The sequence below is a fragment of the Microbulbifer sp. genome, from assembly GCF_051659245.1.
Taxonomy (GTDB): domain Bacteria; phylum Pseudomonadota; class Gammaproteobacteria; order Pseudomonadales; family Cellvibrionaceae; genus Microbulbifer.
The window spans coordinates 42,134-61,438 of the sequence record NZ_JBOFOC010000194.1; the positions used below are offsets into that span (position 1 = coordinate 42,134).

The window sequence follows — 19,305 nt, forward strand, 5'->3', positions numbered from 1 at the left end:
GCGCTTCGCTTATCCGCCCTGCAACTTACAAATCGAAAGTCATCGACAAATAAAATCTCTGCGAGAGGAACCCAAGTGCAGGAAAAGCTGGAACAGCGCTCGTTTGTACTTGCCTTGCTGCTGGTCACCCTGGCCTTCGCACTGCTGCTCAAGCCATTCTTCACCCCGATTTTCTGGGCCTGTGCCATCACCTTGATTTTTTACCCGGTGTACCGCCGCCTTCTGCGGCGCTACCCCAACTGGCGCAATTCGATGGCGCTGCTCACCCTGCTGCTGTGCGTGGTGATGGTGGTGATCCCGGTACTGCTGGTGGCCAGCTCCTTTGTCAACGAAGGGGTCAACCTGTACCAGAAAATCCAGAGCGGGGAGATAGACCTGTCCCAGCAACTGGAGCAGGTGCACAGCGCCTTTCCCGGCATCAACTCCCTGCTGGAGCGGATCGGTGTCGACCTGGATCAGCTGAAAGAGCGGCTGCTCAGCGGCGTGATGAGCGCCGGCGGCTTCCTGGCCAAAAACGCCCTGGCCCTGGGGCAGAACACCCTCAACTTTTTCGTGATGCTGGGGCTGATGCTCTACCTCACTTTCTTCCTCATCCGCGACGGCGACAAGCTGGTGACCCTGCTGATCCGCGCCCTGCCCCTGGGGGATGAACGCGAACACCTGCTGCTGGCCAAGTTCGCCGAGGTCACCCGCGCCACCATCAAGGGCAACCTGGTGGTCGCGGTCACCCAGGGCGCCCTGGGCGGGCTGATCTTCTGGATTCTGGGGCTGCCGGCACCGCTGCTGTGGGGCGTGGTCATGACCCTACTGTCGCTGCTGCCCGCGGTGGGCGCGGCGCTGATCTGGTTTCCCGCCGCCCTCTACCTCTACGCCACCGGCGAGCCGATCAAGGCCACGGTGCTGATCGTCTACGGCATCACGGTGGTCGGGCTGGTGGACAACCTTTTGCGCCCCATCCTGGTCGGCCGCGACACAAAGCTGCCGGACTATATCGTGCTGTTCTCCACCGTGGGCGGGCTGTTTATGTTCGGCATCAGCGGCTTCGCCATAGGACCGTTGCTGGCGGCGCTGTTTATGGCCTTCTGGGAAATCTTTATCCGCGAGTTCGTCAGCCCCTCCGACAGCACCCCATTGAGCGCCGGCCCGGAGCAAAGCGACGTTCCGGACCGGTAGCCCACCGGCGCCGAAATCCGGCGGAAACCGCCCGGCAGCGAATCCAGGCTCCGGGCGGGAACCCCGCCGTGACTTGCACGCGAATAGCGCCCCGCCTCCGCCCGCCATCCCGGGCGCGCCTCCCGAGCTTCCTATCCGATCCCCCGGTCTAAACTTAGGGACATCAAAACACCTTGAGGGAAAGCTGTGCCAATGAGTGCAACCCAGCGAAAGCAGTATTTCATGCAGCACGAGCAGATGGACTTTGAAACCCAGATCCTCCTCGGCGGCTGTTACTATGGCGCGGCGGACGCGGGAGAGATCCTCTCGACAATAGGGCGTATTCCCTCCGGCGATTTTGAGCAATGGTATCGGGAGTGGCATGCACTCGCGGAGCGGATACAGAAAATTGCGGAAGGCTGCGCCGCGGCCGGCCACCCGGTGAGTGCGAGGAAAGCCTTTCTGCGTGCCGCCGGCTATTTTTCCGCTTCCGCCATTTTTATCGACGGCACCGAAGACCCGTCCCGGGGCGTGCCCGCCTGGAAACGGCACCTGGACTGTTGGGAGCAGTTCTGCGCCGGGCTGAGCCCGCCGGCAGAGAAAGTTTACATTCCCTATGAAGGAGCTTCATTGCCCGGCTATTTCTTCCGCCCCAACAGCAGCGGCGGGCGCAGGGCCACGATTATCTTCAACAACGGCAGCGACGGCGCCACCAGTGCCATGTGGCAATTCGGAGTGGCGGCGGCGCTCGAACGGGGCTACGCCGCGCTGGTATTCGACGGCCCCGGCCAGAATGCGATGCTGTGGCTGCACGGCATACCCTTCCGCCACGACTGGGAAAAAGTCATTGCGCCGGTGGTGGATTTCCTGGAAGAACGGCTGGACGTGGACCCGAGGCGGATCGCCCTCTCCGGTTTGAGCCAGGGAGGCTATTGGATACTGCGCGCACTGGCATTCGAACACCGGATCGCCGCGGGTATTGCCGATCCGGGTGTGATGGATGTGTTCACGCCCTTTTTCCGCTATATGCCGCCGGAAATGATCGAACTTCTCAACGCGGGTAGGGAAAAGGATTTCAACGAGGCCATGGATACCGGACTCGAAGAGGAGAGCGCGGATTTGCGCCAGAACCTCCTCTGGAGAATGAAACCCTACGGCGTGCAGAGCTACTACCAACTGTACAAGGCCGTGCGCCAGTACAGCGTCCGCGACGTGATCGGGCGGATTCAGTGCCCGATGTTTGTCGCCGATCCGGAGGACGAACAGTTCTGGCCCGGGCAGTCCGCAGAGGTCTACAACGCACTCACCTGCCCGAAAACCATCGCCAGCTTCACCGCCGCGGAAGGCGCCAACTGGCACTGCGAACCCAAGGCGCGCAGCCTCTATGACCAGCGTATGTTCGACTGGCTCGCGGGGGTGATGCCGGCGTGAGGGAAGTAGTTGCGGTGAATATGACTGTGCTCATACTGGCGGTCTGCTTTCGTGGGGATGGGCTACCGGCAGGGGCTGCCACCAGAGCCGCGGGCGTTGTCCGGGAGCGACTTGAACTCCTGTCCGCCAAATTGACAATTTGTCCGGCGCCTCGTAAATTGCGGGCCACGATATCAGGTGCCTGCTGCATGACCCGTCTTTAATTGGCGGTGTTATAGCTGAGTAGGTTAAACGGGAAGTCCGGAAATCCGGCGCTGCCCCCGCAACGGTGATCAGCCCTCCCAGAAGATGCTGTCAGCCCGATACCGGCCCGATATCAAACCGTGATGGAGCGGAGGGCTACCATCTGGCAATACGAATCATCGCGCCCGGCGTCCGCATTGCTATTCCTCCCTCGATCCCAAGCTCTCCTAACTTAGGGATTGAACCTTGAAAAAGTCTATTCTCACTGCGGCAGTGGTTGCCGCTTCCAGTGCGCCTGTTGCGGCGCAGACGACCGATAATGCCCAGATCGTACCCGGCCTGGAAACCCCAAGACTGGAAACCGTCGTGGTGGTCAGCTCCCGCCGGGAGATGCCGTTACGCCAGGTGGCCACCTCTGTGGCGACGATGGATGAAGCGCGGATCGAGGCACGCGGCTTTACCGCCCTGGCGGATGTGCTGCGGGCCATGCCCTCCGTCTCCGTAAGCAACTCCGGCGGCATGGGCAAGGTCAGCTCCCTGCGAGTGCGGGGCGAGGCGGGCTTCCGCACCCTGGTGCGAATCGACGGTGTGGACGTCTCCGACCCCACGGACCTCCAGGCCAGCGCGCCCATCCAGCATATCCTGAGCAGCAATGTGTCGCGGGTGGAGCTGTTGCGCGGCCCGCAGGGCATGATGTACGGCGCCGATGCCGGCGGCGTACTCAATATCAGCACCCGAAGCACCGGAGAGGATACGGAAGTCAACATTGCCGCCGAGGGCGGCAGCTTCGGCTCGCAGCGTTACAGCGCCAGCCTTGGCGGTGGTGGGGAAGCCGCCGATTATTTTGTCTCCGCGACCCGCGCCGACACCGACGGTTTCAATACCAGCCTGAACGATAAGGAGCTGCGCGATGACGACGGTTACAAAAATACCACCCTGCATGCGCGTGGCGGCTGGAACATCAGCGATTCGCTGCGCCTGGAAGCGGTGGCGCGGGATACCGATGCCTCCAACGAGTTCGACCGCTGTAGTTTCCCCGCGGTGGATGATTGCACAGGCGACTTCGATCAGACCAATGCCCGCGTAAGCATGACCCACAAAACCGGGATACTGGAAAACCAGCTGGCTTACTCGCGCACGGAAATTGCCCGCAAAAACTTCGCCGGGGGGGCGGTCTCCTACGATACCGAAGGCGAGATTGAAAAACTCAACCTCACCGGCCGCGCCGACCTGAGTGATGCCCATGCCCTGGTCTATGGCCTGGAGCAGCGCGAGGACTCGGTAAGAGAACTGCAGCGGGACCAATGGGCCCTCTACGCCGAATACCAGGGCAACTACGCCGATACTTTTTATCTCACCGCCGGCGTGCGCCGGGACGATAACGACGATTTCGGTCATCACGACAGCCTGCGCCTCAGCGGCGCCTACCTGATCGACGCCTTTGCCGCCGGCTCGCTCAAATTGAAAACCAGCTACGGCACGGGTTTCCGCGCGCCGAGCCTGTTCGAAACCGACTACAACAACCAGGCACTGGAACTGTACGGTATAGAACTGGCCGCCCTCTCGCCGGAAGAAAGCGAAGGGATTGATATCGGCGTGGAGTACTTCGGCGACGATGGCCTGCACCTGGAGGCCGTGCTGTTCGATCAGAGAATCGATCATGAGATAGGTTTTGACCTGGTGAACTGGACCGGGTATATCCAGAGCGATGGCGAGAGCCGCTCGCGCGGGGTAGAACTGATCGCGGATGCGCCCCTGACCGACACCCTGGTACTGAACACCAACTACACCTACACCGATGCCGAGGACGCCGCCGACGCGCCGCGCGCGCGGATGCCCGAGCACATGGCCAACATCGGCCTCACCTATGTACCGGTGGATACGCTCAGCGCCTCCCTGAACCTGCGCGCAGCGCGGGGTGCCGTGGATACCAGCGGCGAGGCACAGGACAACTACCAAGTGCTGGATGCCAGCCTGCGATATACACTGAACCCCTCGGTAACGGTATACCTGCGCGGTGAAAACCTCACTGACAAGTCCTATGTGGAAGTGCCGGGTTACCGCACCGCCGGTGCCTCCGGTTATGCGGGTGTCGAGGTTACTTTTTAATCTACGAAAAGGGTGCTCGCGATGCGGGCGCCCATTGAGGCGACTATGAGCGAGCAGGAGAAAAGCAAGAACGAACGCCACAAGGCGGCGATGCAAAAGCAGAAAGCCAAGGTGGATGCCGGCATCGCCGCCGCGAATATCGAACGGGGCGTGGCCGTTTTGCTCACCGGTAACGGCAAGGGAAAATCCAGCTCTGCTTTCGGTATGGTGATGCGCGCCCTGGGCTACGGCCAGAAGGTGGGCGTGGTGCAGTTTATCAAGGGCGCGCAGCTCTCCGGTGAGGAGCTTTACCTTAAAAACCACTGCCCGCAAGTGTATCTCTATCAAATGGGCACCGGCTTTACCTGGAATACCCAGGACCGCAGCGGCGATATCCGCGAGGCGGAAAAAACCTGGGCCGAGGCGGAAAAACTGCTCGCCGACGAGAGCGTCGACCTGGTGGTGCTGGATGAGCTGACCTATATGATCGCCTACAAGTACCTGGATGAAACCCGGGTGCTGCAAGCCATTGCCAGCCGCCCCCGCGAGCAGAGCGTGGTAATCACCGGCCGCGGTGGCGGCAGCGCACTGCAGGAACTGGTCGATACCGTCTCGGAGATCAAGGATATAAAGCACGCCTATAAAGCCGGCGTCAAAGCCAGAAAGGGTGTGGACTATTAACTCAAGTTTCGGAGTCCAGAAGGTTGGGAGTTGCACAGCTCGGTCTGAACTCCGAAACTTGAGTATTAACAGGGCGCGCACAGCATGAACTGCCTTATGGTACAGGGCACGACCTCGGATTCCGGTAAAAGCACACTGGTGGCGGGGTTGGCGCGGCTGCTGAAAAAACGCGGTGTCAAGGTCGCCCCCTTCAAACCCCAGAACATGGCACTCAACAGTGCCGTGACCGTCGATGGTGGCGAGATAGGCCGCTCCCAGGCCCTGCAGGCACAGGCCTGCGGCCTCGATTCGCATACCGATATGAACCCGGTACTGCTAAAGCCCGCTTCCGATACCGGCGCGCAGGTGATTATTCACGGCAGGGCCCTGGGCAATATGCAGGCGCTGGATTATCACGCCTACAAGACCACAGCGAAAAACGCAGTGCTGGCATCCTTCGATCGCCTCCGCCAGCAGTACGATTGCATACTGGTGGAAGGCGCGGGCAGCCCCGCCGAAATCAACCTGCGCGAAAACGATATCGCCAATATGGGTTTTGCCGAGGCGGTGGACTGCCCGGTCATACTAGTAGCCGATATCGACCGAGGCGGCGTCTTCGCCCACCTGGTAGGGACACTGGAGCTGCTGTCACCCAGCGAACGGGCACGGGTGAAAGGCTTCGTCATCAACCGCTTTCGCGGAGATCTCTCACTCCTGCAGCCGGGGTTGGACTGGCTGGAGCAAAAAACCGGCAAACCGGTACTGGGCGTACTGCCCTACCTGGCCGATTTCTTCCTGGACGCGGAAGATGCCATTCACAACGCCCAGCGGCAGGGCGGCGCAAAGCTGCTAAAAGTTATCGTGCCGGTATTGCCGCGTATCAGCAACCACACGGATTTCGACCCGTTGAGGCTGCACCCGCAAGTGGATTTCCAGTATCTGTCCGCGGCGGATGAACTGCCGCCCTGTGACCTGGTGATACTGCCCGGCAGCAAGAGCGTGCGCGCGGATTTACAGCACCTGCTCGCCAACGGCTGGCGGAACAAGCTCGACCGACACCTGCGCTACGGCGGCAAAATCCTGGGTATCTGTGGCGGCCTGCAGATGCTGGGTGAGTTTATTGACGATCCCAATGGCATGGAAGGTACTCCCGGGCGCACCACCGGTCTGGGCTATCTGAATTATTCCAGCGAACTCCTGGAAGATAAAAAACTCCACAACCGGCACGGGCGACTCACCTTAAATAATCTCAGCGTGCCCTTCACCGGTTACGAAATTCACTGCGGCGCAACCAATGGCCCCGCCATGGCCTCGGGTGTTTTCAAAGTGCATGGAGAAGATGGGGAAACCACTGATGGTTCCCTGAGCGAGGACGGCAATATTCTCGCCACCTATATGCACGGTCTCTTCGATCACCCCGAGGCACTGGAACAGTTGTTGCTCTGGGCCGGCTTTGCATCCCAATCCCCGGCACAGTTCGACCTGAACGCCCACCGCGAGGCGCAGCTGGAACGCCTGGCGGAAGTGTTCGAACAGCATTTGGATGCAAGCTGGCTCGCCAGACTGGCCGCCCAATGAACCTTGCCGCCAACCGTATACAGCGCCGCCTGTGGACGTCCATCGTGCTGGCGACACTGCTGGCCACAAGCCTGGTGGTCGCCATAGCCCTGGGCTCGGTGGCTCTGCCCTTTGCCGACGTATTGCGGGCCCTGGCCGGCGGTGAACTGCAGGGGTTTGGTGGCGATATCGTGCGAGCCATTCGCCTGCCGCGGGCGCTGTTGGCGGCTTCCGTGGGCGCCGTGCTGGCGGTATGTGGCGCCTACCTGCAGGGCATGTTTCGCAATCCACTGGCGGACCCCTCTTTGATCGGCGTAACCGCCGGTGCCTCCGTGGGTGCCAGTGCGGCGATCATGTTCGGCGGCGGTATGCTGGGAGTCGTATCCCTGGGCGCCTTTGCCGGCGGCCTGGTTGCCGTGTGGCTGGTGTACCGGGTTGCCACGGGCGTACACGGCACCTCGGTGGCCACCATGCTGCTGATGGGCATCGCCGTTAAGGCACTGGCTGTCAGCCTAACCGGATTGATGGATTACTTCGCCGATAGCGCCAACCTGCGGCGCATGAGCCTGTGGCGCATGGGTGGGCTGGATGGTGCCACCGGTGCGCGGGCTCTGCTGGTGCTGACGACACTGGCTGTGCTTTTGCTCAGTATGAAATCCACGGTGCGGGGGCTGAATACCCTGCTGCTGGGCGAATCCCAGGCGCGCCACCTGGGGGTGGATGTGGAGCGGTTGAAATCCCACTTGATCGTGCTGGTGGCACTGGGGGTGGGCGTATCCGTCGCGGTAGCGGGGAGTATTGCCTTCGTCGGGCTGGTGGTGCCCCATATGATTCGCCTGTGCGTGGGGCCGGATCACCGCATGCTGGTGCCGCTGTCGGCGCTGGGCGGCGCCAGCCTGCTGCTGCTGGCCGATACCCTTGCCCGCACGGTGATAGCGCCCACCGAACTGCCGGTGGGGCTGGTGACAGCCCTGATAGGCGCGCCCTTTTTTGTCTTTCTGTTGGTTCGCCACCGGGAGCTGATCCGGTGAGCCCGCTGAAGTTACTGAAAGTTTCGGGGGTTTCCGTGGATGTGGCGGGCAAGCGCCTGCTGCATGCCGCCGAACTGTCCGTGAGCGCCGGTGAGGTGGTATCGGTTATCGGCCCCAATGGTGCGGGTAAAACCACCTTGCTGCGCGCCATTGCCAATGACCTGCAGCCGGACAGCGGTGTGATAGAGCTCGGCGGCCGGGCCATCGCCGGCATAGACGCGCGCGAGCGCGCGCGGCGGGTGGCGGTGCTTACCCAGCACAATTCGCTGGAGTTTGCCTTTACCGGCCTGGAGGTGGTGTCACTGGCGCGGGGCCCGCACAGCACCGGCGCGGCCCTGGATCTGCACATCTGTCGCGAAGCCATGGAGGCGATGGATGTGGGGCACCTGGCCGGGCGGCTGTATCCAACGCTTTCTGGCGGCGAGCAGCAGCGCCTGCAACTGGCGCGGGTACTGGCGCAAATCTGGCGGGCGGAGGATGCCGGGGGCCAGTACCGCCTACTGTTGCTGGACGAGCCGGCGACCAGCCTGGATATAGGCCACCAGTATCAGTTGATGCGCGCCGTGCGGGAATTTGCCGCAACCGGGGTGGGGGTCCTGATGACCGTGCACGATATCACCCTCGCCGCCAGCTACAGCGACCGGCTGGCGCTGATAAAAAATGGCCACTGCGTCGCCCAGGGCGAACCGGAAGTCGTGTTGACGGACACTCTGGTGAGCGACGTATTCGATACACAGGTATTGATACTCTCTCACCCGGAAACGGGCAAACCGGTGATTCTCGGGGGTTAGCTGCGATGCAATTGATTTTGGGCGGCGCCAGGAGCGGTAAAAGCCGGTATGCGCAGGAGCGCGCTGAAGCGCAGTGTGGCGATAAGAGCCCGATTTACCTGGCCACCGCCGAAGCGCGCGACGATGAGATGCGAAAGCGCATTGTCAGGCACCGCGGTGATCGCGGCCCGCGCTGGCAGACCCGCGAAGAGCCCCTTCACCTGGCGCGGGCCCTCGCGCGCATCTCCGGGCCCGACACCTGGGTGCTGGTGGATTGCCTGACCCTGTGGATCAGCAATTGCCTGCACGTCGGCTGCTGGGAAAAGGAGCGCGGGCAATTGCTGGCGGAAGTGGACCGGCGCCAGGCAACCGGCACTGCTCCCAACTGGCTGTTCGTGAGCAACGAGGTCGGCTCGGGCGTCGTGCCGCTGGGGCAGCTGTCCCGGGAATTCGTGGATGCCAGCGGCTGGCTGCACCAGGCGTTGGCCGAACGCTGTGATCAGGTGACACTGGTTGTGGCGGGCCTGCCACTGCGACTGAAAGGTTGAGGTTGAATGGCCCGCTCTCTTTGTAGGATGGGCAAAGGAGCGAAGCGACGTGCCCATCTTCCGCGGCCTTGATGGGCACGCTTCGCTTTGCCCATCCTACGAAACTAGGCTGGTGGCGGGCCTTATCACTCTGCTCAGCATAACTGTTAAAGGTTAATTATGGATCTGGACTGGCTGACGGTACCCGCCCGGGTACCGGACGAAACATTTATCCAGGCGGCGCTCGCGCGCCAGCAAAATCTGACCAAACCGCCGGGCTCCCTGGGACAGCTCGAAAGCCTGGCGGTGCGTTTTGCCGGGTTGCAACAAACCGCCGAGCCGCAGCTCGAGCGCATTGTCATTCGCGTTTTTGCCGCCGATCACGGTGTGGCCGCACAGGGTGTGTCGGCATTTCCCCAGTCGGTAACCGCGCAAATGGTGGCGAATTTCTGTCGCGGCGGTGCGGCGATTTGTGTGCTGGCAAGGAAACTGGGGGCGGATTTCAAGGTGGTCAACCTCGGTTGTACCGGCGAGACACCCGAGCATCCCGATCTGATCGACGCGCGTATCGCGCCTGCATCCGGCGATTTTACCCGGGAGCCTGCCATGAGCAGAGAGCAACTGGCAATGGCGCTCAATGCCGGCCGCGATCAGGTCGTCGGGGCGGATGTATTTCTCGGCGGTGAAATGGGAATCGGCAACACCACCGCCGCCGCTGCAATATTGGCCGCGCTGTATCAGCTGCCTGTGGCAGCCATCACCGGCCGCGGCACCGGCATTGATGACCGGGTCCTGGAACACAAAGTAGCGGTGATCGAAAAAGCGCTGGTCCTGCACAGCCCCAAACGCCAGAGCCCGTTGCAACTGCTGCAGACCCTGGGCGGTTTTGAGATTGCCGCACTGGTGGGCGCCTATATCAGCTGCGCCCAGCGAGGCGTGCCTGTACTGGTGGACGGGTTTATCACCACCGCCGCTGCCGCCGTTGCCCTGGCGATCAATCCCGGCATAGAGCCCTGGTTGGTGTACTCCCATTTATCCAATGAATCCGGGCACAAGCTGGCGCTGGACAAATTGCGGGCAGAGCCGCTGTTATCCCTGGATATGCGCCTGGGCGAGGGCAGCGGTGCGGCCATGGCGGCGGGTGTGATTCGCCAGGCCCTGGCGCTGCACAACCAAATGGCCACTTTTGCCGAGGCCGGAGTGGCCAGTGCAGATTGATCTGTTGCGGCACGGAGCCTGCGAGGGTGGGCATATCTTTCGCGGGGATACCGATGTGCCTTTGACGGAAGAGGGGTGGCGGCAGATGCGCGAAGGCCTGGCACAGCTCGCCGGACCCTGGACGCACATTGTCAGCTCGCCTCTGCAGCGGTGCCGCACCTTCGCCGAGCAGCAGGCGAAAAAGTTGAATCTGCCCCTGAGTATAGAACCGGGGGTCAGGGAATTCGGTTTCGGCCTGTGGGAAGGCCAGAGTATCGAGAAAATCTGGCGGGAGCACAAAAACCACTGCCTGGCCTGGTCGCGCGCACCGGACAAAGTGGGTCCGCCCGGCGGTGAGCCCTACGGGGATTTTCGCCAGCGGGTATTGGCGGCGGTGGAGAAGATAGCGTGCGCGGGGGCTGGTGACAGGACACTGCTGGTTACCCATGGCGGTGTGATCAGGCTGCTGCTCTCGGTGGCGCGCGGGATGCCGCCGTCGGACATGATGGAGTTGACGGTCGGGTACGGTTTTGCCGCTTCGCTGAATTTCGATAGCCGCAATCTGAATATTCTCTACCCGCAGGAATCCGCCTATGTATATCAAGGATAAACTGCATACCGGGGACAAACCCTATGTGAGGGATCAACTGCGCCGGGGTACCGAGGCATTTTTCTATGCACTGATGTTTCTCACCCGCCTGCCGGTGGGGAGGTTTGTGCGGAGTTCAGATACCGAAGTCGCCGCCAGGGCAGTGTATTTCTATCCATTGGTGGGAGCGCTGATGGGAAGCCTGCTGTTGCTCTCCGCCATTATCCTCGCGCCCCTGGGCACTTGGCTGGCGGCGGCGCTGATGGTGACCCTGTGGGTTCTCCTCACTGGCGCCCTGCATCTCGATGGCCTGGCGGATTGCATGGACGGCTATTGCGCCGGCCACAAGATGGCCGACAAATCGGCGAGGCGCGAACGTATTCTGCAGGTAATGCATGATCCCGCCTGCGGCGCCGTAGCGCTGGTAGCGCTGTTGTTGGTGCTGCTGCTCAAGGTGGTGGCTGTGGCCAGCCTGTGGGAACAGGGCGTATCGCTGCTGGCGGTATTGCTGGCTCCGCTGCTCGCGCGCACGGTGGTACTGCCTTTTATGGCCCTGGCCGACTACGCCCGCAGCGAGGGTGTGGTGGCACCTGCGCAAACGGCTGGTGTGCAGACACTCTGGCTGGTGGCCCTGGTCACCTGTGCCCTGGTCAGTTTACTGCTCGGCCCCCTGGTCGCCGGCGTGTTATTTTCGGCGCTGGCGCTGCTGGTGCTCTACTGGTGGCGCTTCTGGCACGAACAGATCGGCGGTTACACCGGGGATTGCCTGGGTGCGCTGGTGGAACTGAGTGAGTTGCTGGTCCTGATTCTCCTGGTGGCGCTGTGGTAATCGCTGCCGCATTGCTGCTCGGGATGCTGCTCGACAGGTTGCTGGGTGAGCCCCGTCGCCTTCACCCGCTGGTGGGGTTTGGGCGGCTGGCCAGCGGGCTCGAGCGCAAGCTCAATCGCACCGATGCCAAATACCCAAAGGTGTACGGCATACTGGCCGTGGCACTGCTGCTGGTGCCGGTGTGGTTGGCCGGCAACCTGCTCTGGGACCGGGCGCTGCAGGTGCAGGGGCCCTGGGCACTGATTCTCGGAGCGGGTTCCGTATATTTTGCGGTTGGCTGGAAGGCATTGAGCGACCACATAGCGCCAGTTGCCCGGGCATTGGAGCGGGGAAACCTGGCCGGTGCGCGCACTGCGGTGGGGCGCATTGTCAGCCGCGACTGCGATAACCTGGACGAAGCGCAAACGGCGCGTGCGGCTATAGAATCCCTACTGGAAAATACCTCCGATGCGGTAGTAGCCCCACTCTTCTGGTTTGCCATTGCCGGCCTGCCCGGAGTGCTGATTTACCGTTTGAGCAATACCCTGGATGCCATGTGGGGTTATCGCAACCGGCGCTATCGCGCCTTCGGCTGGGCCGCCGCGCGCCTCGACGATCTGCTCAATTTTATTCCCGCTCGTATCACCGCCACCGCCTTCACCCTGTTTGGAAACAGGCCGGAGGCGCTCCAGCAGTGGCGCAGCTGTGCGGGCCACTGGGCCAGTCCCAACGCCGGCCCGGTTATTGCCGCCGGCGCCGGGGCACTCGAACTTCGCCTCGGCGGCGGTGCCAGTTATCACGGCCAGTGGCAGGAAAAGCCGGCTACTGCCGGCCGAGTGGCAACGGCGGCGGATATTCCCCGCGCGCAGGCTCTGGCTGCCCGTGCCGTTGCCGCAACACTGGTGCTGATGATGCTTCTTGGTTTTTGTTTGTAGCCGCTCCTACAGGGTGGCTCGCTTAAGCCAATGCAGGTTCCCTATGATTGAGTAGTTACATGTTTTTGTTTGGAAATTGTAATTGAGTAAGACATTTCACGGCGGTAATCTCGCCCATGCCACGGAATTGTTCGGCGAACCGGATGGCGGCTGGCAGGACCTGTCCACAGGCGTCAGCCCCTGGAGCTACCCGCTGGGAGAGGTTCCCGAATACGTCTGGCGCTCGCTGCCCGCGGATCAGTCTCCGCTGATGGATACAGCCAGTGAATATTACGGCGCGGGGCGGGAACACCTGTTGCCGGTGCCGGGCAGCCAATATGCGATATCGCGATTCCCGGGCCTGTTAGATGGCGCAGCGGTGGCAGTGCCTGCGCCTGGGTATGCGGAGCACGCCCGCTGCTGGAAAAACGCGGGGCACCAGCTTTTGTACTACCGCTCCCGTGAGGCGTTGTCCGAGCTGATTCTCTCCGGGCGCGTGCGGCACGCGGTCGTTATCAATCCGAACAACCCCACCGGTGAACGCATCTCTTCGCAAGCGCTGCTCGACCTTTATCGGGAACTCCCGGGCATCATGCTGGTTGATGAAGCCTTTGCCGATGTGAATCCAGAGCTCTCGCTGGCGGGGAGGGTGGCGGAAAACCCCCGACTCTACGTCCTGCGCTCGCTGGGCAAGTTTTTTGGCCTGGCGGGAGTGCGTTTGGGTTTTCTGCTGGGCTCAGGTTCCTGTGTCCAGCAACTGCGGGATGCCATGGACCCCTGGGCAGTGAGCGCCCCCGCGCTCTGGGCTGCTACCCGCGCGCTTGCGGATTCCGCCTGGCACGGGATGCAGCGACGACACATCGCGGATACAAGTCAGCGCCTTATGGAATTGCTCGAAGGGCGTCTGCCTGAGGCTGCCGTTGCCACGAATGCTGGATTGTTTATTTCGCTTCATGGCGAATCGCGAAGCTTGTATAGCTTGTACCAGCGCCTGGGGCGAGCCGGTGTTTATTCACGCTGGGGTTATAAAGTGCCCGGGGATGAACAACAGGCCTGGTTGCGGCTGGGTTTGGCGGATGATGGTGGTCAGCGCCTGGGGCTGGCTCTGGACCATGCTTGCGAAGTCAAAGGTTAGGTGATGATAAAGGTTTTGCTTTTCACACTCTTATGTACTCTGCTCCCGGCAGCGGCCGCAGCGGCGCCTATTGAAGTGTCCGACGCGCGGGGCGAGGTAATTCGCCTGCAGGAGCCGGCCAGCCGGATTGTGGCTCTGGCACCACATATTGTGGAAAACGTCTATTCCGCCGGTGCTGGCGATAAACTGGTAGCGGCGGTCAGCTACAGCGACTACCCACCTGAGGCTGCGGAGCTGCCTCAGGTGGGCAGCTACAAGCTGGTCAACTACGAAACCGTGCTCGCACTCAAACCCGATCTGGTACTCGCCTGGTCTTCGGGTAACGGCCCGGAAGTGGCGCGCCAGCTTGAGCGGCTGGGGCTCACGGTGTATGTGGACGAGCTGCGCAGCCTCGAAGATATTGTTGGTGAAGTGCGCACCCTCGGGTTACTCGCCGGTACCAGCGAGGTGGCCAATCGGAGAGGGGATCAGTGGCTCGCGCGCTTGCGTGAACTAAAGCAGCTGTATCGGGGCGCCGCTCCGGTGAGCGTTTTCTACCAGGTATGGAACGACCCCTTACAAACCCTGAACGGTGAGCATCTGGTGAGTGATGTGATTCGCCTGTGCGGAGGTCGCAACGCCTTCGCCGATGCCGTATCCCTGGCGCCCAAGGTTAATATCGAATCCGTCCTTGCCCGCAACCCGGACGCCATTGTTGCCAGTGGCATGGGCGAGCAGCGCCCCGAGTGGCTGGGTGATTGGCTGGAATATCCAGCGCTTACCGCGGTAAGGGAGAAGAACCTGTTTTTTGTGCCACCGGATATTATTCAGCGGCACACCATGCGCATACTCGATGGTGCCGAAATGCTTTGCGAGCAGTTGCAGCGAGTGCGCCACCGCTAGATGCCTGGCGCTTTGTTACGAATCCTCGCCATGAATCCTCGTTGCAATCAATGGGGTCATACTCTAATACCGCTACCTTAAGCCGAAAATCGGCATATTTGTAGGGCCGAAGGCGCCGTGAATACCTGGAGCGGCCGGATTGGGCAAAGCGTGGCGTTCCCATCAAGGTCCCGGAAGATGGGCACGTCGCTACGCTCCTTTGCCCATCCTACGACTAAGCTAAGCCTCGAGCTGCTCCTGCCCCTGAGGATTGCGCTGTAGGAGCCTGCTTGCAGGCGAACATTCCCGGTGCCTTGCCACGACCTCAATTCGCCTGCAAGCAGGCTCCTACAAGGGGCTTCCGCTTAACTTACTACCATTCGAGTCTGACCGGCGGGCCCAGAGGAGTTCCTCGTTCACTACAACCCTGTGGGTCATGCAGGGTCAGTCGTGAAGCCGGGCTTTTCGGTAGTTTATCCACTGGGAATAATGATGGGCGCGGGTATTGTCATCGCCGCTTTGTACAGGATGCTGGTGTGGCTGGGCCTTGCTGAATTTGACCCGCGTTGGATCAGTTGACTTGATTCGGCCCTGAAATCGGTGGACTATGCCCCTTTATTTTGGATGCCGATAATCAAATAATACTGAAGGATAATCTGGCATAGAAAAGGAGCCGTCCGTGCAAAAGTTAACGGGGAAATGCCTCTGCGAGGCCATCGAATACGAAATCACCGGTGAGCTGGGGCCCATATTCAATTGCCACTGCTCCAAGTGCCGCCGCTGGCACGGCGCCGCCTTTCGCACCCGAGCCACTATCAAAAGCAGCCAGTTCAAATGGCTGAAGGGTGAGGAACACCTGTCCCGCTACCATTCTTCGGAAAACACCGTAAAAAACTTCTGCTCCATCTGCGGCTCCAGCCTGATCAGCACCTACGACGAGAGCCCGGACAAGATAGGAATCCCCCTCGGCGGGCTGGAACAGAGCCCGAATAACAAAGTAGAAGGGCACTTTTTCGTTACCTCAAAGTCCCCTTGGTACGAAATCAACGACGACCTGCCGCAGTACGATGAGTTTCCCGGTTCGCACGAAAAAGTGCGGGAAACGGCGGACTAAAACTGCACAAGACCAGAGGAAACAATCAATGAAAATAATCAACAGGCCCTTTTTCGCCGTCTTCTCCTTCTGCGTTTTTCTGGCGGCTCCCGGCATGGCAGCCGCAGCAACACCTCCAGAATACGACCCGAAACTGGCCACGGAGCTGGGTGCCGATGACTACGGCATGCGCAAATACGTCATGGCTCTGCTCAAAGCGGGCCCCAACCAGGATCAGGGCAAGGAAGAGGCTGCGCAATTGATGCGTGCGCATCTGGATAATATCAACCGGCTGGCCGAGGAGGGCGTGCTGGTGCTCGCCGGGCCCTTCCTGGGCGGGGCTGAGTTGCGCGGTATCTACGTGTTCGATGTGGAGAGTGTGGATGAAGCGCGCAGTCTTACGAAGTCAGATCCGGCGATCAAGGCCGGCCGCCTAGTGATGGAGCTGCACCCCTGGTACGGCTCTGCGGCGCTCAAAGAACTCAACGAATTGCACGGGCGCATAGCGAAAAAGTCACCGTGACTATCATGGGGCTTGGAAAAAGACGGCGCCATTGTCGGCACCTGTACCCTGGCGGGAATCGACAGGCACAACCGCCACGCGGATATCGGCTTCGCCCTGGGGCGTGAGTACTGGGGTAGGGGACTGATGCTGCAGGCGCTACCGGCGGTGATCGAATTCGCCTTCAACAGACTGAAGCTGCACCGCATCGGCGCCGATGCCGACCCGCGCAACGTCGCATCCATCCGCGTACTGGAAAAACTCGACTTCCAGCGCGAGGGACTGCTGCGCGAATGCTATTTTCATATGGGGGAGGTCCAGGATGCGCTGCTGTTCAGCCTGTTGCGGAGAGACTGGGCGGAAGCCCCTATCCGGATATCCTGAAAAGCAGAACCATTTTTTTTGAACCTCACTGCCCGCCGCTGCGACTACCTCTACGGAAACACTGTTTACTCAAGCAACCGAAGAGGCAATCACCATGGGCCAACTACCGTTCGCCAAACCCAAAACCTACCTGAAAGCGTTCTCTTTCGCGCTGTTGACCACCACCCTGTTCGCCTGTGGCGGTAACGGCGGCGGCAACCCCTTACCGGATAACGACAACGACGATACTGATCCACCGCCGGCCAGCGTCGATCTCAGCTTTGTGGTGCAAACCCACGACGGCGCCCGGTTATCCGGTGTGTCGGTCACCCTCGATGAATCGACCATCCAGAGCGATGAAACCGGTTGGGTGCATTTCAGCCTGCCGGACCAGGAGTCCTATGTCGTGCGCGCCGAAGCAGAGGGGTTTGTCACCCAGGCACTGAAAGTCGACGGCGAGGACGAGAGCATCACGCCCATCCGGCTGACACCGGTAAAACAGACCCTCAGCCTGGACGATATCGAATCCGCCCGGACTCTGAGCGCGGCGGACCTGGGTGCGCGGATTACCTTTCCCGCCAGCGCTTTTGTCACCCCCGATGGCGAACCGGCCACCGGCTCTGCCAGGGTTCAGATTACCCCCTGGGATATTACCAATGGCGAGCTCAATGCCATGCCCGGAAACGGCCAGGCAGTGGACGCCGCAGGTTCGCCAACGGAGCTGATCAGCGCCGGGATGCTTACGCTCTCCGTACACAACGAGGCCGGTGACTACCTGCAGTTGGCTCCCGGAACCACCGCGGAAATACAGGTGGATTTGCCGCAGGCCAGCATCAACAATGCGGCGCTGGCTGTCGGCAGCACCGTGCCCATGTGGCATTTCGACGAAACCCAGGGCGTGTGGGTAGAGGACGACTCCACCATCGGTACCGTGGTTGCCTCGGCCACTTCCCCGGTCGGCCTGGCGGTGCATGCGGAAGTCAGCCACTTCTCCACCTGGAATTGGGATTTCAAGTTCGAAAACGGGGGCAGTATCAATGTGGAGTGCCGGCTGTTCGATAACAGCCCAGTACCCTGCGGTATCAGTGCCGAGGTCACGCTGGATGACGGTTCCGTCTTTACCCGCAACGGGCAACTGCCGGAAGGCGGCTCCACCATTATCAACATGCCCACCAGCGCAACCATCGACTGGCATGCCACTTCCTTTGGCGGTTTTATGGGCGACTTGACCAGCGATATGTCCGCCGACGTGGTCATTGCGCTGGATGCACCCACCAGTGAGAACTTTGTGCGCTGCGAGCTGCCCGATGGCACTCCGGTAAGTTGCTCGGTCACCCTGACGGATGGCACCCACAACCTGACTCAAACCGTTCCGGCACAGGGCGCCACCATCTTCACCGGCTGGCCGGCCCTGGATGAGTTCACCGAGTTCAGCTGGGTGGCTGTAACCCCAAACCCGGTGGATTTCGATGGACAGCAGGTATTGGGAGAGGGCAGCGTCACCTCCGGCATTGCCGAAGACGTGCTGCTCACACTCACCACAACACCGGTTGAAGCCGTGGATGTCCAGTGCCTGTCATCGATGGGGACCACCATCCCCTGCACCCTGGATCTGGTGGCCACACTGTCCGACGGCGAGCAATTTACGCAAACCGACGTACTGATCCACGACAGTCTCAGCATCAACGTTCCCTCGGAGGCCACCCTGATTCAATGGTCCGCCACCTCCAACGGCGCCTACAGCCAGAACGGTCAGTTTGTCGAGCTGTCCGGCACCCAGGAAACCGGCCTGGTCAGCAGCGTGGCCATAATCCTGGATGAAGAATCCGTGCAGGGCCCCGCGGCCCAGAGCATCCAACTCTACTGCAGCAACAGTCAGGACACCGCGGCCACTACCTGCGATATCGAAGTCAACCGGGAAGGCAATGGGGCCGGCTATGGGCCAGTAGACAGCTTTGAGGACGTGCCGGTGGGCGATGCAGTCACCCTGGAGTTTCCGGATGGTATGGCCGCTGAAAACGACTGGGTGCAGGTCATGGCCACCGGGGACGATGGTTCCGTCGCCTACAGCTTCTCTGCCTACGGGTCATTGAACGATGGTGAGAGTGTTGAGCTGGAACTGCAGTGTTCGGATGCGTCCGGCGGCAGCGCCTGCCCCTAGTCGACATCACTGATTGACCTGTCAAAGCCGGCTCCCAGAGCCGGCTTTTTTAATAATTTGGCGCACTAACTACTCACTCATAGGAAACCCTGCATTGGGTTAAGAACCTGTTTGAGATCTTTCGCAAATATCCGATACTGGGCAGATGAAACGGAAGAAATACCCCAGCGATATCACCCGGGAACAGTTTGAGGCCGTCAGGCCGTTACTGGAGAACGCCAGCAAGCGCACCAAACCGCGCAAAGTAGACCTGTACGAAGTGTGGTGTGCGGTGCTCTACCTG

General features: G+C 61.0%; 19 protein-coding genes and 1 riboswitch. All 19 genes read left to right on the forward strand.

The window, feature by feature from the left end; all coding sequences use genetic code 11:
* The first annotated feature begins 75 nt into the window (after positions 1-75).
* Complete coding sequence (locus ACRC0P_RS18475) at positions 76-1,173, forward strand: AI-2E family transporter (protein ID WP_438632777.1); 1,098 nt, start codon at positions 76-78, stop codon at positions 1,171-1,173.
* A 192-nt stretch (positions 1,174-1,365) separates the two neighbouring features.
* Positions 1,366-2,583 carry an alpha/beta hydrolase family protein gene (locus tag ACRC0P_RS18480; protein ID WP_438632778.1) on the forward strand — a complete coding sequence of 406 codons (1,218 nt, stop codon included), beginning with the start codon at positions 1,366-1,368 and terminating at the stop codon, positions 2,581-2,583.
* Positions 2,584-2,773: 190 nt separating this feature from the next.
* A riboswitch (cobalamin riboswitch) is annotated at positions 2,774-2,911 on the forward strand.
* 101 nt (positions 2,912-3,012) lie between these two features.
* Entirely contained in the window at positions 3,013-4,875 is a 1,863-nt protein-coding gene (locus ACRC0P_RS18485) for a TonB-dependent receptor plug domain-containing protein (RefSeq protein ID WP_438632779.1), read from the forward strand.
* A gap of 45 nt (positions 4,876-4,920) precedes the next feature.
* A complete protein-coding gene (gene cobO / locus ACRC0P_RS18490; protein ID WP_438632794.1) occupies positions 4,921-5,535 on the forward strand; it encodes a cob(I)yrinic acid a,c-diamide adenosyltransferase in 615 nt (204 codons plus the stop codon).
* 84 nt (positions 5,536-5,619) lie between these two features.
* Positions 5,620-7,092: a cobyric acid synthase gene (locus ACRC0P_RS18495; protein ID WP_438632780.1), complete on the forward strand. Its 1,473-nt coding sequence runs from the start codon at positions 5,620-5,622 to the stop codon at positions 7,090-7,092.
* Positions 7,089-8,102: a FecCD family ABC transporter permease gene (locus ACRC0P_RS18500; protein ID WP_438632781.1), complete on the forward strand. Its 1,014-nt coding sequence runs from the start codon at positions 7,089-7,091 to the stop codon at positions 8,100-8,102. The genes ACRC0P_RS18495 and ACRC0P_RS18500 overlap by 4 nt, the downstream gene beginning before the upstream one ends.
* Positions 8,099-8,893 (forward strand): heme ABC transporter ATP-binding protein, encoded by a 795-nt coding sequence (locus tag ACRC0P_RS18505; protein ID WP_438632782.1) that lies wholly within the window; start codon positions 8,099-8,101, stop codon positions 8,891-8,893. The genes ACRC0P_RS18500 and ACRC0P_RS18505 overlap by 4 nt, the downstream gene beginning before the upstream one ends.
* Before the next feature lie 5 nt (positions 8,894-8,898).
* Positions 8,899-9,420 carry a bifunctional adenosylcobinamide kinase/adenosylcobinamide-phosphate guanylyltransferase gene (gene cobU, locus ACRC0P_RS18510; RefSeq protein ID WP_438632783.1) on the forward strand — a complete coding sequence of 174 codons (522 nt, stop codon included), beginning with the start codon at positions 8,899-8,901 and terminating at the stop codon, positions 9,418-9,420.
* A gap of 159 nt (positions 9,421-9,579) precedes the next feature.
* On the forward strand, positions 9,580-10,617 hold the full coding sequence (gene cobT, locus ACRC0P_RS18515; RefSeq protein ID WP_438632784.1) for a nicotinate-nucleotide--dimethylbenzimidazole phosphoribosyltransferase: 1,038 nt from the start codon (positions 9,580-9,582) through the stop codon (positions 10,615-10,617).
* Positions 10,607-11,206: a histidine phosphatase family protein gene (locus tag ACRC0P_RS18520; RefSeq protein ID WP_438632785.1), complete on the forward strand. Its 600-nt coding sequence runs from the start codon at positions 10,607-10,609 to the stop codon at positions 11,204-11,206. Before cobT ends, ACRC0P_RS18520 begins: the two co-directional genes overlap by 11 nt.
* On the forward strand, positions 11,190-12,014 hold the full coding sequence (gene cobS / locus ACRC0P_RS18525; RefSeq protein WP_438632786.1) for an adenosylcobinamide-GDP ribazoletransferase: 825 nt from the start codon (positions 11,190-11,192) through the stop codon (positions 12,012-12,014). Before ACRC0P_RS18520 ends, cobS begins: the two co-directional genes overlap by 17 nt.
* A complete protein-coding gene (gene cbiB / locus ACRC0P_RS18530; RefSeq protein ID WP_438632787.1) occupies positions 12,008-12,928 on the forward strand; it encodes an adenosylcobinamide-phosphate synthase CbiB in 921 nt (306 codons plus the stop codon). Before cobS ends, cbiB begins: the two co-directional genes overlap by 7 nt.
* 82 nt (positions 12,929-13,010) lie before the next feature.
* Complete coding sequence (locus tag ACRC0P_RS18535; protein WP_438632788.1) at positions 13,011-14,042, forward strand: threonine-phosphate decarboxylase; 1,032 nt, start codon at positions 13,011-13,013, stop codon at positions 14,040-14,042.
* Between the two features lie 75 nt (positions 14,043-14,117).
* A complete protein-coding gene (locus tag ACRC0P_RS18540; protein ID WP_438632789.1) occupies positions 14,118-14,924 on the forward strand; it encodes a cobalamin-binding protein in 807 nt (268 codons plus the stop codon).
* A gap of 658 nt (positions 14,925-15,582) precedes the next feature.
* Positions 15,583-16,017 (forward strand): GFA family protein, encoded by a 435-nt coding sequence (locus ACRC0P_RS18545; protein ID WP_438632790.1) that lies wholly within the window; start codon positions 15,583-15,585, stop codon positions 16,015-16,017.
* Positions 16,018-16,045: 28 nt separating this feature from the next.
* Positions 16,046-16,519 (forward strand): YciI family protein, encoded by a 474-nt coding sequence (locus ACRC0P_RS18550; protein ID WP_438632791.1) that lies wholly within the window; start codon positions 16,046-16,048, stop codon positions 16,517-16,519.
* A gap of 12 nt (positions 16,520-16,531) precedes the next feature.
* Positions 16,532-16,882, forward strand: coding sequence for a GNAT family N-acetyltransferase (locus ACRC0P_RS18555; RefSeq protein WP_438632792.1), 351 nt, complete (start codon positions 16,532-16,534; stop codon positions 16,880-16,882).
* Positions 16,883-16,976: 94 nt separating this feature from the next.
* Positions 16,977-19,022, forward strand: coding sequence for a hypothetical protein (locus ACRC0P_RS18560; RefSeq protein WP_438632793.1), 2,046 nt, complete (start codon positions 16,977-16,979; stop codon positions 19,020-19,022).
* Positions 19,023-19,167: 145 nt separating this feature from the next.
* The coding region (locus ACRC0P_RS18565; protein WP_438632738.1) for a transposase at positions 19,168-19,305 on the forward strand (138 nt) is incomplete at its 3' end.